Below are 15,315 nucleotides of genomic sequence, written 5' to 3' on the forward strand. Positions count from 1 at the left end.
CGGCGATTTCTTGCGCCAGTGGCAGGCTATTGTCCCGATAAAGCAGGGCACGGGAAGCAAATCACGACTGAGTGGTGTGCTGGACACGAGTGGCCGCATGGCACTGATGCGCCAGCTGGCAGGCCATGTTGTTGCCGTTCTTCGCAATTGCCCGGACGTCCTCAGCATAGCCATCCTCTCACCGGCGCGGCCCGGAGGCTGGTATGGAGATTGGATCAAGGATGAGGGGCGGGGCCTGAATGCTGAGTTGAAGCGCTGGCATATCGGTCTGGGTGGTTCGCCGGCAATGGTCATTCATGCCGATCTTCCGCTGGTCTGTGCTGCCGATGTCAGCATCCTGCTCGCAAGCGCCAGAGCGAATGGATCGGCCATGGCGACCGACCGTGCAGGCAATGGCACTAATGCGCTGGCGCTTGCCAGCGGAGGGGCTTTCGATTTCCGTTTCGGTGCAATGAGCCGCCATTTGCATACGTCGCAATGCCCAGACATGCCAGTGCTGGAACGCGTGGGACTGGTGGCAGATCTCGATACGCCAGATGACCTGAGTTTTGCGGAAAGCCGCGGCTTTCGAGTGGAGCAGGCCTGCCATCGGGAAGGTTTGGCAGCTGCGCCTGCCCTTCACAAGGCAGCCATGAAGTTCGATCAGGAGAGCAGACCATGAAGCTCAACGTGGGCGTGCCCAACAGCATGAAAGTCGCCGCCATGGTTCAGCCATGGGAAGGGGCGTTGAATGGCGCAGACATCGGCAAGTTGATGGCTGCCGCTGATGCTTTCGGTTTCAACAAGTGCATGCTGGGTGAGCACTTCATCATCCCGAAGGAGCATGTTGCGCTGTCGGGTGACTGGTATTTCCATACCGTGGTCGCGCTGGGTTACATCGGTGGTCAAACCAGAAACCTGCGGTTGTCTTCGTCAGTCTCGATCCTGCCGCTGCAGAACCCCATCGTGCAGGCCAAAGGTTGGTCCACGCTTGACTGGCTGTCGGGCGGCCGGGCGGAGGCGCTGTTCGGCGTTGGCTGGCTTAAGGAAGAGTTCGATATGCTGGGCGTGCCGTTCGCCAAGCGCGGACGCATGGCCGATGAATATGTTGCCGCCATGATCGAGTTGTGGACCAAGGACGATCCCGAATTCGAAGGGGAATTCGTCAATTTCCGCAATTGCGGTTTCGCTCCCAAGCCGGTGCAGAAACCCGGTGTGCCGATATGGTTCGGCGGCGATGCACAGGCCGTGCAGCAACGGGTGGCGAAGTTCGGTAACGGTTGGTCGCCATTTCGCACCCCGCCCGAAACCTTCCCGGACTGCATCGATTTCATCAAATCGCAGCCTGAATACGATGGCCGCCGTCTCGATTTCTTCTTCGCGCTGGAAATGCTCAATGTAGGCGCGCATCACGAGATTCTTGACGATCCGCGCGCGCCAGGCACGGCGGACAAACAGAAGATCCTCGATCAGATTGGCTGGTTGAAGGAACTGGGCATTACTGAAACCATCGTGCCACTTCCGCCGGGGATTACCGGCGAGCAGGCTTGGCTTGATCGCCAGCAGTGGGTGTCGGAAGAGATCATGCCGGTGGTTTAGGAAATGGCCCGGCTCTGCGGCAAGCAGGACCGGGCCAATCGTGTTACCCCTGCATCGCCGCCATCATGTCGAGCATGTCGGCGTAGTGCGGCTGGTGGTGGCAAATGCCGCCGTCTACCGAAATGATCTGGCCGGTGATGAACGAGCCAAGGTCCGATGCCAGCCACAGCACAGCACCGGCAATGTCATCGGCTACGCTTTCACGCGGCAGCAGGACGTGGCGCTGGATCATGCCGAGTTGCGCCTCTGTCATCTGGGCACGCGCCACAGGACTGAGCACCAGGCCTGGCAGAATCGCGTTGCAGCGGATGTTGGCGCGGCCGAACTGAGCCGCTGTATTGCGGGTGAGTGCATTGATCGCTGCCTTGGACGAACTGTACGCCGGGTTGAGCACATCGCCGAGGATCGATACGCCCGAACTGGTGTTGATGATCGATCCGCCGCCACTCGCAATCATGTGCGGGGCGACATGCTTTGTCATCAGCATGGTGCCGCGCGTGTTGATGTCGAAAGCTGCGTCCCACACTTCGGCCTCCATCGCGGTGAGCGAGCCATCCTTCATCATCTGCCCCGCGCCTGTGTTGGCGGCATTGTTGTGCAGTACGTCGATCCGACCATAGCGCTCGACAACTGCGGCCACCATGGCGGCAATGCTGGCTTCGTCACCCAGATCGACCATGTGCGCCATTGCGGTGCCACCCGCAGCGGCAATTTCGTCCGCGACGCGCTCCGCTCCGGCCAGATTGATGTCTGCTACCACCACGCTGGCGCCTTGCGCCGCGAGCATCTTTGCGCAGGCTTCGCCGATGTTGGCGCCCGCGCCTGTGACGATTGCAACTTTGCCTTCAACCAATCCCATCGTCACTCTCCAAGAAGTTGCCAGGTGCCGTAATCTTCGGCTGCCACGAAAAAGCGCTCGTTCATCGGGATACCGTTCTGACCCCAGGCATCGAGATTGGCGACCCAGGCCTGAATGCCGTACATCACCCACAACCGGGTTTCTTCCCAGGCGTCCTCAAAGCTGGGAACGCCCTGAGCGCCGGTGGCGATCAGGTATTCGCGGTATTGCCTGACCATGTCCTTGTGGTGATACCGGCGCTCTTCAATGCTCAATGCCCCGATCACGAAATAGGTCAGATCGCGCCATGGACGCCCGCGGCGCACCAGTTGCCAATCGAGCCAAAGGCGTTCGCCGCTGGGCAGGATATAGGTATTGCCCTGGTGGCAGTCGCCTAGCACGATGCAGTGCGGGGTCGTGCGCGAACGCTCGATTTCGCCTAGCCGGTCAAAGGCGCGCTCCACCTTGCGCGGATCGGCAAGGTAATGCTTCGGCGCGATGGCGCAGAAGCCCGGCTCTTCCAGATTGAGCGCGATCCACTGCCACATGATCCGCACCTGATCGCTATCGACCGGCGTATCCATCTGCGTCTGGAGCCACGGCGCATTGACCAGGCTGATCTTGTCGCTGCCCCACAGGCTGCCATGCAGCTTGGCCAGACCTTCAAGATTCTCAATGATCATGTCGACGCCATTGGCGTTTGTGGAGTGGCCAAAGCGGCCACCTCTCTGGACAAGATCCTCCAGCACGATGAAGCCGTGGGCGCCGCCATCATCGTCCCAATCGGCGTAATAGCACTTGGCGGTCGGCACTTTCATTTCTTGAACCATGAAGTGATAGAACCGGGCCTCGAGCGCATGAATATCGACATTGTCGAACGAGCCTGACCAGTTGGCCTTCATGCACAGGTTTGAGGGCAGGCCGGCAGCGATGCCCGCTGCGTTCCAGTCCACCTTTACCCGCCATTTGGTGGTGTGGCTGTTGAGCAGTTCCACCGTTTCCATATTGCTGGCAACCACGCCGGGATATTTGTAGCCCATCATCCGGCTGAGCCATTCAGCGTCCACATCGTCCATCGATGTCGGCAGGTGATCGGTTCTCGCTGGATAAGGACGCGGCACACAGTTGGGATCAACCACTGGGTTTTTGTATTGCGGAAGAGCCTGAGGATCCATATTCAACTCCTTGAAACAGCTAATTCGTGACTATTGCCAGCCTTGATCTGTAGAGATGCGAGCATCAGCAGAAGTCCGCCCAGCACACAGAAAACCATCGCTGCGCCAATGCCCCAGGCGAGGCCAGCGCTGCCGCCGACTTCGTCACTGATCCTGCCGATAAGCCAGGTGCCAAAGCCGACTCCGATCAGGTTGGCGCTGGTCTGGACGGTGGAGATCGCAAGTCCGCGCAGGTTCGGGCCAGCCTGAGTCACGATCATCGCGTTGACCGGGCCATTATAGGACGAACTGAATAGCCCTGCTGCCATGATGCAGGCCGTTGCCAGTGGGCCGTTGGACAGGCTGACAGCGGCCACGCCGCTCATCGCGGTAAGAATGGGAATGGCTGAAGCGATAAGTGCCGTCCGGGCGGGATCGAAGCCACCTCGCCGGGCATTGATCCGGTCGACCCCCCAGCCCGCACCCAGCCCGCCGATCGAACCCAGCAAACCATAGGCTATTGCGACGGTTGTGCCTGCCTGCGCCAGCGGCATGCCACGGCTTTCGACCAGGAAGGTCGCCAACCAGGTGCTCATGCCGTAAATGCCGATGGCGATGCAAGTGATGGCTGCCACCCCATAAGCGATGCCGGGGCGGGCCATAAGCTCTTTCAATCGCAACCACAGGCCGGTGTTGAGTTCTGGCTCGGCCTTGTCCATCTGACCGCGCTTCGGCTCCCGCAAGGTCATCAACAATAAGGGGGCGAGCAGGATACCGGGGATACCGGCCAGCACGAAAGTCCAGCGCCAGCCATAGGCCTCGACGATCATGCCTCCAGCGAAGAAGGCGATGGCAAAGCCGATACCTGCACTCAAATACCAGATGCCAATCGCGGTGGCGCGCCTGTCTGAGCCGAAGTAATCGGAAAGGATCGACATGCCGGTGGGCGATCCGCCTGCTTCGGCCACGCCGACGCTCGCACGGCCCAGCAACAGGGTCCAGTATCCGGTGGCGGCCGCGCAAGCTGCGGTTGCACCGCTCCAAGCGGTAAGTGCGCAGCTGAGCAGAATCTTGCGGTTGGTCCGGTCCACTGCATAGCCAAACGGGATCGCAGCGAGAGCAAAGGGCAAGCCATAGGCGAGACCGGCAAGCAATCCGAGCTGCTGGCCAGTGAGGCTGAACTCGTCACCGATCGGTTTGAGAACCAATCCGATCACGGCGCGGTCCATGCCGTGGCAGGTCTGCGCCAGCGTCAGGATAGCGAGCACGTACCAGCTATAGCCTGTGACGGTGGACCGGTGTTCCACGCATCTCTCCCTTGGGTTTTTTCGAAGGTCAGCATTGCAGAGGGGAAGGGGGAGCAACCTGCCCAAGGAAAGGCGCGGGGTGAGCGGCCTGTGCCAGACCTCGCTTGACGATAGCGAAGGGCGAGTGATGGACAGCGCTGAAACCAACAAGGCAATCGTGCGCCGCTTTCTGGGCGCCGTGGCGGCCGGCGACATCGATACAATCGAGGAGTTGCAGGCGCCTGACTGCACTTGGTGGGTCGTCGGGCGCGGTGAAGTGTCGCGCAAATCCTACACCGATGACGTTCGCGGCATGTTGTTGGCAGCAGATCCACGCAAGGTCGAAATTATCGGCATGGTAGCTGAAGGTGACATGGTGGCCGCTGAAATTCGCTCCGAATTCCACTTCGGAGACCGGGTCTATGCCAATGAGTACCATGACCTTTTCGAAATACGCGCCGGGCAGATCGTGCATGGCCGTGAATATTTTGACACCGGTAAAGTGGCGGCCTTCTTTGGTCCGATGGAGGGGTGAGGCGATGAATGCTGAACAGATCGTGCGCGATTTTCTGGCGCTGTTTCATACCGAAAAGCTTGATGCGCCAGCACTTCGCTCGATGCTGGCTGATGACGCGCGCTATCAGCCGATCATGCCCATTGCCCCGGTGCGCAAAGGTGCCGACGCCATCGTCGAGGAGCTTGCGCGGCAGTACCAGCTCTACGACGAATGCGCCTGCAACACGCTGAACGTGGCAGTTTCCGGGAATACCGTGTTCACCGAAAGGGTCGATACCGTCCGCCAGCTCGCCAACGGCCAGCGCACAACCACCCATGTCGTGGGCGTGTTCGATCTGGATGCCATCGGCAAGATCATATGGTGGCGCGAATATTGGGACGCGCTCGATTGCGCCGGTCAGCTTGGCATCGACGACAAGACAATGCGCGCCATCATGTGCGCAGGAGAGTGACGCGATGAATTACGACGTTGTAATCATGGGTTCCGGTGCTGCCGGACTGACTGCGGCTTTGGTTGCTGCCAAGGCCGGGCTGAAGGTGGCCGTGCTGGAAAAGGCGGAGCATCTCGGCGGGACGACCGCCATTTCAGGCGGTGGCGTCTGGATTCCCGGCAGTCCGCAGGCTCAGGCAGCAGGCGTGCAGGATTCAGCCGATGCAGCGCGCGGCTATGCCATGGCGGTCGTTGGCAACCGGGCTGAGAAGGCACTGATTGATGCCTACATCGATACTGGACCAGCCATGGTTGAGTGGCTTGAGGCTAACAGTACCGTCCACTTCCTGCTCTCGCCGCCATCGAGCGACTGGTATCCCGAAGTCCCAGGCGCGGCTGATCATGGCCGCCTGCTCGCTCCTGCCGAATTTGACGGAAAACAGCTCGGCGAGAACTTCAATCGTCTTGCCAAACCGCGCGAGGAATTCAACGCGCCGGGCGGCATGATGATCGACCTGTTCGATCTTCCCTATCTTGAGCGACTGCCCGCTCCCGGCGCGCTGTGGCACATGGCCAAGATCGCGGTCCGCTTTGCGCTCGACAAGAAGAAGCTGGGCCGCGGCTCGCGCCTGACCATGGGGACTGCACTGGCGGGCCGGCTGCTGCATTCGGCGCTCGCGGCGGGGGTTGATCTGTTTGAAAGCGCACCAGTAGAAGGCCTGACAGTCACTGACGGCCAGGTCACGGGTGTGCGGGCCAGAATCGACGGTGTCGTCAAAGAAATTGCTGCGACCAAGGGTGTCGTGCTGGCCTCTGGCGGGTTCTCCGCCAATGCCGAAATGCGCAAGGCCTATATCCCGTTTGCTGAGCAACACGTCTCGATACTGCCGTATGACAATACCGGTGACGGCATCAACGCTGCCACTGCAGCGGGCGCGGCCATGGGGGCAGAAAACCATGTCAATGCGGTCTGGACAGTCGCCTCGAAGCGAACGCGCAAAGACGGCTATGTTGAGCGGTTCGCGCATCTTATGGACATGTCCAAGCCCGGTTGCATCGCGGTCAACAAACGTGGCGAGCGCTTCGGGAACGAGGCTAGCGTGCACTTCGTCGAGGCAATGCACGCCACGGAATCTGTACCCGCCCACATCATTGCCAATGCCAGGTTCGTGAAGAAATACGGGATGGGGCTGGTCCTTCCCGGCGGCGGCAAGATCAAGGAGATGGTCGCTTGCGGCTATATGAAAACCGGCGCGACACTTGCCGAACTGGCGGCGCAGATCGGGGTGGATCCGCGCGGTTTGGAAGCGACCGCTGCCAAGGTTTCCTTTGATGCGGCGAGCGGCAGGGACACCCAGTTTGGCAAAGGCGAAACCCGCATTGATATCGAGATTGGTGATGCCAAGCACAAACCGAACGCCTGCTTCGGTGCCCTGGGCGAAGGCCCTTACTATGCGGTCGAGATCTTCCCCGGCGATGGGTCCACCACGGTCGGCCTGCGCATCGATGACCAATGCCGTGTCATCGGCCACAACGGTGCGCCTGTTGGCGGCCTGTGGGCGGCTGGTCTGGATGCGAATTCGATCTGGCAGGGCAAGTCGCCTGCCCATGGCTGCAATGTCGGCCCTGCGATGGTGACAGGATTTCTCGCGGGCAAGTCTATCGTCGCATGATGAGCAGGGGCTGCCCGCCATGGGCAGCCCCCGCAGTCAATTTCAGCCAGCCTGCCGCCGCTTGGCCTCTGCCACCATGGCATAAAGGCCGCCGTTGTAGCTGGTCAGCTGATCCATCGTCAGGTTGCGATAGGGCGTCATTGGGCAGAGCGAATCGACCACGCCCCAGAACGGCTCGATCTTTTCCAGAACTTCATCAATCGGACCGCATTTGACGAAGGCTTCGACCATCTCGTCGCTGACCTTGTCGATCACGCCCGATGGGTCGCCGTGGTCCTCTGCAGCCAACTGACAGTCACGCGCCATGTCGCCAAACCCGACGGCATCGAAGAAGGTTTCATACTCCTTGTAGCCGGCATAACCGGCAACCGTAGCGCGGCTGTCATTGATCGCCTGCTGCTTGTCATCGTTGATTGCGATCCACGGCCAGGCGTTGATTTCCACGTCGCTGCGCTGGCGGCCAAAGCGGGCAAGCTCGGCCTCGATGAAGGCCTGCTTCTGCACAGTGTAATCCACCGTCCACAAGGCATGGACCATCAGGCCATCGCTGATTTCCAGCGCAAGGCTGGTCAGCTTGTCCTTCAGCGCGGCGATCCAGATGGGAATTTCCTCGCGCACGGGCGGTGCGGTGAGCATCATCTCTGTCCATTCGGCGTTGAAGTATTCGCCGTGGATCGGTTCCATGCCCTTGTGGGCATTGGCGTTGACGTACCGCACGACTTTGACCACCTCGCGCAAGTGCGACAGCAGCTTGCGCTTGGGTTCGCCATAAATGCCGCAGATCGCGCTATGCAGCGATGTGCCCAGACCCAGCACGAAACGGCCCTGACTGATCGTATCGAGTTCCATCGCCGCAAAGGCGGTTTCGACCGGACTGCGGGTTCCCGCCACGGCAATGCCGGTAGAGACCTTCAGCGTATCGGTCATGGCGGCAACGGCCGCCATGGGCACGAACGGCGGGCCATAGATCTGGAGCGAGAAACAGCCTTCAAAGCCCACGGCTTCCATCTGCTTTGCGATCCCGCCCATCACGGGGGCAGGCAGAATGGGCATGACCCCCCACCAGCGTCGTTCACCGCCGACTGCGTTCGTCAATGTGCTCATTTGCCGTCATATCCTATGATTTCGCTGCAATCAGCGCTGACATTATCGCGGTAGGCAAAGTCGCCGCGCGCCTGCCGTTCGGCCAGTGCCAGCATCAGAACGCGGTACTTCTGTCCGGCTTCATCGAGCGGTGAATGCAAGTCCTTGCGCTTTTCAGGCTGCATGTAGCGCGGGCTTTGCGGGCTGGTCATATAGCTGTCCTGCCGTGAAACCTTGTAGCTAGCCTTGGGCATCAGGTAGCGGAACAGATTGGATTTTTTCACGTTGCTCGTATTGATCACATAGTCCAGCCGGGTCCGGTCGCGGGTTTCCGGAACGCAAGGATGGAAAAGCTGGACGTTGTCGCCGGGGCTGAACCTGCCATAGGCGATTGCGGCATGACTGCGCAGGTAAATGCGGATGACCTGCCTTACCTGCTGCACGTCAGATTTGACCCCGCCGAAAATCTTCATGATCGGCGCGACAGACTTGTTCACGCAGGTGCGGACCATGGTGATGGTCTCACTGTCGTGGAACACCTCGACGGTTTCCTTGTCCATCTTCTCATCGCCTACAACGTCGGCGTGGAGGAAATCGGCATGAGTCAGATCGATCAGATTCTCCAGGCTGAGCGGCGCGGTGCAATCAAAACGCACGGTACCTACCATGTGCAACGGCAGGCCGCCGTCCTCTGGCAGATAAGGCAGGCTGGGGACATGTTCTGGCGCGGCATTGGCGGGGTTGCCGAACCAGCCCCACACATAGCCGTACTCCTCAATGACCGGATAGCGGCCTTCGCTGTCGGAATAGCTGCTCTTTGCCGTCCGCTCGGTGTCTGAGGGGTGAAATTCCGCCGCCACGGCCACGCCGTGATCGCGCCACAGGAAATAGGGATGCGAATAGACCGCCCGGCGCACCGGCTTTTTCGTGACGGCCGAGCTGTGGGCAAGTGGAAACCAGGCATCCTTCAGCACGATATCATGCGGCACCCAGGCGTTGACCTTGGCAGCAAATTCACGCGGGTCTGCGGTGATCGGATCGACAAAGTCGTCCGTGATTGCAGTATCCTTGACGTCGAGCATGATCGTCTTCTCCGATTTGTCAGGCTGCGCTGACCTGCGCAGATCGAGCATTAATTTCATTGCGCAGCGTGACGGCGTGGATCGAAGCCGAAGGCTTCAGGACCCGCAAGGCGGCGCCATCGATGGTGCTGTGGACGGCAAATGGCGCGCCGACTCCCATCAGTTTTGCCGAGATTCCGGGTCTGGTGTTTTCAAGCTTTGCGCGCCAGCGCATCTGCGTAACCCCTCTTGCGGCAGGAACCGGGGCAAGAGTGGCCGACAGGAGCGGATTGAACCCATCGTCCCGCAACAGGAGATCGCATTCCCCCGTCACGGGATCGGCCGAGATGCGCAGCGTAATCGGGAAATCCGAGCTGAAGGGCGAAGGCCAGTGCAGGCCTGCCCACTGGCACGAGCGTTCAAGCACAAGCTTGCCATTCTGCTCGGCCAGTTCGGCGAGCAAGTAAGGTGTGAAGCGCACACCCCGGATGGACAGGACGAGCGAGGGATCGTCGAACAAGGCGGCGATGTAATGCTCGTGGTCAAGTGCAACATTGGCGGTGCCAGCCAAGGGCATCGTAGCTGTAGCCGGTTCTGGCGCGGGGGCCTTGGCATCGAGGCAAACCCGAACAAAACCGCCGCTTTCGGCAACACCAAAGGGTATGGCCCGGTAGAGCGCGGGGAATTTTGCCTCGCTCTTCAGGTTCGGGATGTCCTTGAGATGGCCGGTTTTCCCTTCATAGGTCCAGCCGTGATAGCCGCACTGGATCATGCCATTGCCCAGCACGCAGCCCAGTGAAAGCGGGGCGCGGCGATGCGGGCAGCGGTCTTCAAGGGCATGCGCCACACCCTGGTGATCGCGCCACAGGACTATCGGCTGTTCACCGATATCGACATTGATCGGTTTGGCCGAGGTTACTTCCTCGGATCGGGCAACAGCCCACCATGCTTCAGCCATAAAACAGCTCCGCTATTCTTTGGCGGTAAAGTGCCGCCTTGCCCGGTTCGATACCAAATTGCGGCACGACCGGAGTAATGGAATCGGCATGGGCGGCGCGCTCGGCCACTTGTGCGCGCACCTCGTCGATCGAACCGAGAATGGTAATGGCGCTGACCATGTCATCCGGACAGGCCTTCGCCATGGCGTCATAATCCTGCGCCGCGAAGGCTGACTGAATCGCCAGTGCCTGGCTGCCGAAACCGATTTCGGTGAAGTAGCGCAGATATTGCGGTGACTGGGTGTAAAAGGCGATATTGGCACGCGCATCGGCGATGGCCTCGGCGCGATCGGGATTGATCACGGTGAAGATCATCAGGTTGACGTCGATGTCGCTCCGGCTGCGCCCGGTCTTGTCGAGACCGGCCTTCAGCGATTGATCCACGCGGTCTTTCAGCCAGCGAGTGGTCCACAGTGGATGACCGAGCAGCCCATCGGCAATGGCGCCGGCCTGTTCGCAGGCCTTTTCGAATACCGCAGGAAGATAGACGGGGATGGCACTGCGACGGGCGGGGCGGACCAGGCGGAAGTGCGCAAGGTCGAGCGTGCAATATTCGCCCTCAAGCCGCGTCAGTTCACCGGTGTGGCCGCGCGCGATAACCTCACGAACTTGTCCCACCACTTCGCGCATATGCGCCAGCGGCTTGCCATAGCTCATGCCGAAGCTTCCTTCGATCTGACTTTCGGCGCTGGAGCCAAGGCCGAGCACGGCGCGGCCATCGCTGATATGGTCAAGATCAATTGCGCTACAGGCAGTTTCCAGCGGGCTGCGCGTGAAGGCGAGGGCGATGCCGGTGCCCAGCTTGATCCGGCTGGTTACCGCCGCTGCTGCGGCTAGCGTGGTGAACGGCGCGCCAAAAATCTGCGGTGCCCAGACGCCCTCGACTTCGGCCGCTTCCCAGCCTTGGACCAAAGGGACCAATTCGTTGGCGGGCAGCACAGGCAGTTCGGCCCATACAGGCTTGGCAGCGGCCATCATCAGAAGCCCTTCGCGGTATCGAAATAATCGCGCCAGGCTATGATTTTGGGCCCGTCCATCTCGAACACGCCCATCAGCGTGATCGAAACAATGAGAATTCCGTCCTTGTCGTAGAAATTGTCAGTCCGCTCGGTCAGCACGATGTTGCCGACTTCCGCAGCGTGGTGAACGATCACCTCGCCGCTTTCGATTGGCTTCATCTGTGCAAAGCCATCCATGAAGGCCTTTGCCTCGGCAAAGCCTACCGTCCGAGACAGGCCCACGTTTTCCCAGACGGTCTGATCCGTAAACCGCCGCTCCATCGACACGAGCATGTCAGCCAGTGTGGGCTTCCATTCGTCGAAAAATGACAGAACCTCGGAAAGGGCGCTGCTCATCGTCAGTCTTCCTTGGCGATGGTCACGGTCATTCCGTCCATTTCCTGGGTAATTGCCACCTGACATGAAAGGCGGCTGTTGGCCGTGCGATGATCGGAGCTGTCCAGCAGGTCGTTCTCGTCATCGCTCATCTTGGTCAACCAGCCCATCGCCGCGTCGTCGATGACAACGTGGCAGGTCGCGCAAGAACAGCAGCCGCCGCAGAGTGCCAGCAGTTCATCAACGCCGGCATCGCGGATCGCCTCCATCAGCGACTGGCCGGGCTGTGCTGCGACAACCTTTGAACTGCCGTCACGATTGATCACATTGATTGTCGTCACATTTAATCTCCTGAGGGCGCTATCTCACTTCACGTTCGACCGGGAAGTGATTGAAATAAAATTCGAAATTTTCCCTAATATCATCGGCCGTAATGCCGAAGTCCCGCTCCAGATCAAACACCACGCGGCCTTTGACGCTGGGGTCATGGTCCGCATGGTACTTGTGCAGGGTTGCGAGGGTTTCGGCATCGAGCGTGATCCCCGCCTTGGCGTAGATCTCGCTCAAAATGGCGTCAGGGTTTTTGATCCACTGATGAAAATAGACGTCCACCGTCTGATCCGCTGGCAACACATGATGATCGCGCACGCAGCGCTCCAGCAGAATGCGATAGCGATCGATCCAATAGGCCTTGGGCTCCTCAGGATCGCTCTTCGTACGCAGAATGCGCGAGGCATAGAGCCACATCGAAAGCGTCGAGCGGATCGAGGCGACAGGATCCCTGTGGGTGATCACATAGGTCGCATCGGGGAAGGTGGCGCGCAGAACCGGTAACTGTTCCATGTGCTGCGGGCACTTGATCACCCAGCGATTGGGCCCCTTCAGGAAAGTCAGCACCTGCAGACCCTTTTTGAGGTAGGCATAGGTGCCGCTCTGGTCGTGGTTGAGGTAATAGTCGCGCCACTTCGGGACCAGTGCCAGCCATTCAAGCAGGTATGACGAAAAATCGAGCGCTTGCAGTTCGATATCCTCGCTGATGTGATCAGGCGAGAATTCGTGCATGAATTTGAACAGCGGCATCATCGCGTCCTGCTGTTCCCAACCCGCAGCAGCGCGAGTCCAGCGCGGATTGGCATCATCTGCTTGCGGCGCGTCGGCTTCCGTCGGGACAGGTGCAGTGGCTTCCCACCATGGCATCGAGCGCAGGCGCTGGTCAGCGGAAAGCAGGCCGAGCAGATGGGTCGTTCCCGAACGCGGCGGCCCGGCAACAATGATCGGGCGATCAATGACTATGTCGAGGATTTCAGGATGGCGTTTGCAGATATCCTCTACCCGCAGGCGATCAGAGGCATAGCGCAGGAACATCGTCCATAGCGCGGCATGGGAAATCGGGCTGAGGAAGCTGTCTTCCTTGACGCATTGGCACCACAGTTCCAGCCGTTCGACAAAATCCATGGCACCGAAATCGCTGAGGCCGGTCTGGGCCTGCGCTGCGCCAAGAATTGCCTCCGCCGAGAAATCGAAGTTGGCTTGAGCGGCGCCGGCAAGGGCAGCCTGCTGCAATTCGGTGAGCACCGGATTGCGCATGTCGGTGATGTCGAACACCTCACCCTTCGCTCCGCTTGCCGCCATGCCAAACTCTCCTTGTCGCGGCGCAACCTAAACGGGCAGAAAAACGAACCTTGCCCTACCAAAAGATATGCGGGCTTAATCGGGTGCAGGGTTAGCCAGCGCATCAGAACACAAATCGGCTTGAGGATGCGCACGATAACATGGCCCAGAATCTCTTCGATCTGACCGGCAAGGTCTCGTTGGTGACCGGGGCGAATTCCGGACTTGGCTTCGGTTTTGCCGAGGGTCTGGCGCGGGCCGGCAGTGATCTGGTGATCTGGGGCCGCCGCCCGGACGCAAATGAACGCGCGGCAGACAAGCTGCGTGCGTTGGGCGTGAAGGTCCATGCGCAATCGGTGGATGTTTCGGACGAATCGTCGATTATCGCAGGTGTCGCAGAGGCGCTGGCGGTGATGGGCAGGATCGATACGGTCGTCGCCAATGCCGGTATCGCGAGCCAGAAGCCGTTTATCGAGATGGATGCTGGAACCTATCACGCGCTGATCGACGTCAACCAGCACGGTGTCGTATTCACCTTGCGCGAAGTCGCCAGGCACATGGTCGAGCGCGCGCAGGCCGGCGATCCCGGCGGTTCGATGATCCTGTGCGGAAGCGGTTCGATCTTTCAGGGCGTGCCGACGATGACGCATTACGGAGCGGCAAAAGGCGCGCTGAACTCGCTCGCAAAGGGTATCGCTGCCGAACTTGGTCCGCACGGCATCCGCTGTAATGTGATTGCGCCGGGTTTCATCATTACCGAAATGACCATGGCCGATCCCGCCATGGGCGAGATGATCGCCGGGATGGTGGCGGCAAAAGCGCCGATAGGTCGGGCGGGCCAGCCCGACGATCTGTGGGGCGCGGTGGTTTACCTCGCCAGCGATCTGTCGCGATATCACACGGGTGATACGCTGATCGTCGATGGCGGCAAGATCGCGAACAACTGAAGTGTGTCAGACGAATTTTTGAGGGATCAGCGATGGAACCGACTAGCATAACCGAAATGCCGCCGCCGGTTAACACCTGGATGCTGGAGACGGGCAGCTTCTATCTCTGGCCGCTGATCTTTGTGCTTTGCGCAATCTGGGCGATCCGGACCAAGCGTTTGCCAGTCATGATGCTCCTGTTGCTCGCCGCGTCATCGAGCTTCTGGCAGGAGTTTTTTGGAGACTGGGGTGCCTACCTGTCGTGGAATCCGGTGTTTGCCCGTCTGCCGTTCTGGGGGGGAATGGCCTATACCACGCCGATCAAACCGCTGTTCATTCCACTCAGCTGGGGGTGGTGGTTCTCGCTGTCGATAACCCCGCTGCTGATGCTGACCCTGTGGCTGTCGCGCAAGTTTCCCGCCGTATCGCTCAACTGGTGGGCCTTCATCGCGGTGTTTCCGCTCTATTCAGCCTATGAGCTTTGGGCTGAAGGCAATGCCGTCGCTCAAAGCTGGTGGTCGTACAATGCCGTTATCGGCCCGCAGTGGACGGCCGCCAATGGCATGGGAATGTCGCTTATCTGGCCTGTTGTCCTTGCACTCTGGGCGACGTGGATCGTCATCTTGCTGGCGAACAAGGATGAGAACGGCCTGTGGTGGCACGAACGGAAGCTGGGCATCGCCGCCAGCGGTTCGGGCTGGGGCCATGAGGCGAAGCGGCTCGGTGCGTTCATCGTGATGTTTCAAGTAACCTGCTTTCTCGTCGTTACGTTGCCGCCCATCCTGGCGCGGCTGATGTGGGGCGGGCCGAGCGTGTTGGTGCCCTGA

17 protein-coding genes are annotated in these 15,315 nt (G+C 60.0%); 7 read left to right on the forward strand and 10 right to left on the reverse strand.

The annotated features are described in order from the left end of the window. Positions 1-10 precede the first annotated feature (10 nt). Together cofC and RMO89_RS04055 are read left to right on the forward strand one after the other, a co-directional pair. Positions 11-661: a 2-phospho-L-lactate guanylyltransferase gene (gene cofC, locus RMO89_RS04050; RefSeq protein ID WP_310531352.1), complete on the forward strand. Its 651-nt coding sequence runs from the start codon at positions 11-13 to the stop codon at positions 659-661. Beyond that, positions 658-1,578, forward strand: a complete 921-nt coding sequence (locus tag RMO89_RS04055; protein ID WP_310531353.1) for a TIGR03619 family F420-dependent LLM class oxidoreductase — start codon at positions 658-660, stop codon at positions 1,576-1,578. Before cofC ends, RMO89_RS04055 begins: the two co-directional genes overlap by 4 nt. A 43-nt stretch (positions 1,579-1,621) precedes the next feature. On the opposite strand, the gene RMO89_RS04060 is transcribed toward RMO89_RS04055, so the two are convergent. From RMO89_RS04060 to RMO89_RS04070, 3 genes are all read right to left on the reverse strand, one after another. After that, entirely contained in the window at positions 1,622-2,437 is an 816-nt protein-coding gene (locus RMO89_RS04060) for an SDR family NAD(P)-dependent oxidoreductase (RefSeq protein WP_264415357.1), read from the reverse strand. Positions 2,438-2,439: 2 nt separating this feature from the next. Next, positions 2,440-3,492: an oxidoreductase family protein gene (locus RMO89_RS04065; protein ID WP_310531354.1), complete on the reverse strand. Its 1,053-nt coding sequence runs from the start codon at positions 3,490-3,492 to the stop codon at positions 2,440-2,442. 101 nt (positions 3,493-3,593) lie between these two features. Beyond that, positions 3,594-4,877 (reverse strand): MFS transporter, encoded by a 1,284-nt coding sequence (locus RMO89_RS04070; protein WP_310531355.1) that lies wholly within the window; start codon positions 4,875-4,877, stop codon positions 3,594-3,596. A 79-nt stretch (positions 4,878-4,956) separates the two neighbouring features. On the opposite strand from RMO89_RS04070, the gene RMO89_RS04075 reads away from it, so the two are divergent. From RMO89_RS04075 to RMO89_RS04085, 3 genes are read left to right on the forward strand one after another with little or no spacing between them, the layout of a single operon-like run. After that, on the forward strand, positions 4,957-5,391 hold the full coding sequence (locus RMO89_RS04075; RefSeq protein WP_310531356.1) for a nuclear transport factor 2 family protein: 435 nt from the start codon (positions 4,957-4,959) through the stop codon (positions 5,389-5,391). Between the two features lie 4 nt (positions 5,392-5,395). Further along, the gene (locus tag RMO89_RS04080; RefSeq protein WP_310531357.1) at positions 5,396-5,824 is read left to right on the forward strand and encodes a limonene-1,2-epoxide hydrolase family protein; all 429 of its coding nucleotides are present in this window, start codon (positions 5,396-5,398) and stop codon (positions 5,822-5,824) included. 4 nt (positions 5,825-5,828) lie between these two features. Continuing rightward, positions 5,829-7,475, forward strand: a complete 1,647-nt coding sequence (locus RMO89_RS04085; protein WP_310531358.1) for an FAD-dependent oxidoreductase — start codon at positions 5,829-5,831, stop codon at positions 7,473-7,475. A gap of 42 nt (positions 7,476-7,517) precedes the next feature. Here the strand turns inward: RMO89_RS04085 and RMO89_RS04090 are convergent, their stop codons facing one another. From RMO89_RS04090 to RMO89_RS04120, 7 genes are read right to left on the reverse strand one after another with little or no spacing between them, the layout of a single operon-like run. After that, positions 7,518-8,579 (reverse strand): LLM class flavin-dependent oxidoreductase, encoded by a 1,062-nt coding sequence (locus RMO89_RS04090; RefSeq protein WP_310531359.1) that lies wholly within the window; start codon positions 8,577-8,579, stop codon positions 7,518-7,520. Next, positions 8,576-9,640, reverse strand: a complete 1,065-nt coding sequence (locus RMO89_RS04095) for an oxygenase (protein ID WP_310531360.1) — start codon at positions 9,638-9,640, stop codon at positions 8,576-8,578. The genes RMO89_RS04090 and RMO89_RS04095 overlap by 4 nt, the downstream gene beginning before the upstream one ends. Before the next feature lie 19 nt (positions 9,641-9,659). Then, positions 9,660-10,577 (reverse strand): Rieske (2Fe-2S) protein, encoded by a 918-nt coding sequence (locus RMO89_RS04100; RefSeq protein WP_310531361.1) that lies wholly within the window; start codon positions 10,575-10,577, stop codon positions 9,660-9,662. After that, a complete protein-coding gene (locus RMO89_RS04105) occupies positions 10,570-11,595 on the reverse strand; it encodes an LLM class flavin-dependent oxidoreductase (protein WP_310531362.1) in 1,026 nt (341 codons plus the stop codon). Before RMO89_RS04105 ends, RMO89_RS04100 begins: the two co-directional genes overlap by 8 nt. Then, positions 11,595-11,972, reverse strand: a complete 378-nt coding sequence (locus RMO89_RS04110) for a limonene-1,2-epoxide hydrolase family protein (protein WP_264415368.1) — start codon at positions 11,970-11,972, stop codon at positions 11,595-11,597. The genes RMO89_RS04105 and RMO89_RS04110 overlap by 1 nt, the downstream gene beginning before the upstream one ends. A 2-nt stretch (positions 11,973-11,974) precedes the next feature. After that, the gene (locus RMO89_RS04115; RefSeq protein ID WP_264415369.1) at positions 11,975-12,292 is read right to left on the reverse strand and encodes a 2Fe-2S iron-sulfur cluster-binding protein; all 318 of its coding nucleotides are present in this window, start codon (positions 12,290-12,292) and stop codon (positions 11,975-11,977) included. 19 nt (positions 12,293-12,311) lie between these two features. After that, entirely contained in the window at positions 12,312-13,583 is a 1,272-nt protein-coding gene (locus RMO89_RS04120) for a sulfotransferase (RefSeq protein WP_264415370.1), read from the reverse strand. A gap of 140 nt (positions 13,584-13,723) precedes the next feature. Between RMO89_RS04120 and RMO89_RS04125 the strand changes: the two genes are divergently transcribed. Both RMO89_RS04125 and RMO89_RS04130 read left to right on the forward strand, forming a co-directional pair. Then, complete coding sequence (locus RMO89_RS04125; RefSeq protein WP_310531363.1) at positions 13,724-14,509, forward strand: SDR family oxidoreductase; 786 nt, start codon at positions 13,724-13,726, stop codon at positions 14,507-14,509. A 32-nt stretch (positions 14,510-14,541) separates the two neighbouring features. After that, positions 14,542-15,315, forward strand: a complete 774-nt coding sequence (locus RMO89_RS04130; RefSeq protein WP_310531364.1) for a hypothetical protein — start codon at positions 14,542-14,544, stop codon at positions 15,313-15,315.

This window comes from Novosphingobium sp., assembly GCF_031424035.1.
Classification (GTDB): domain Bacteria; phylum Pseudomonadota; class Alphaproteobacteria; order Sphingomonadales; family Sphingomonadaceae; genus Novosphingobium.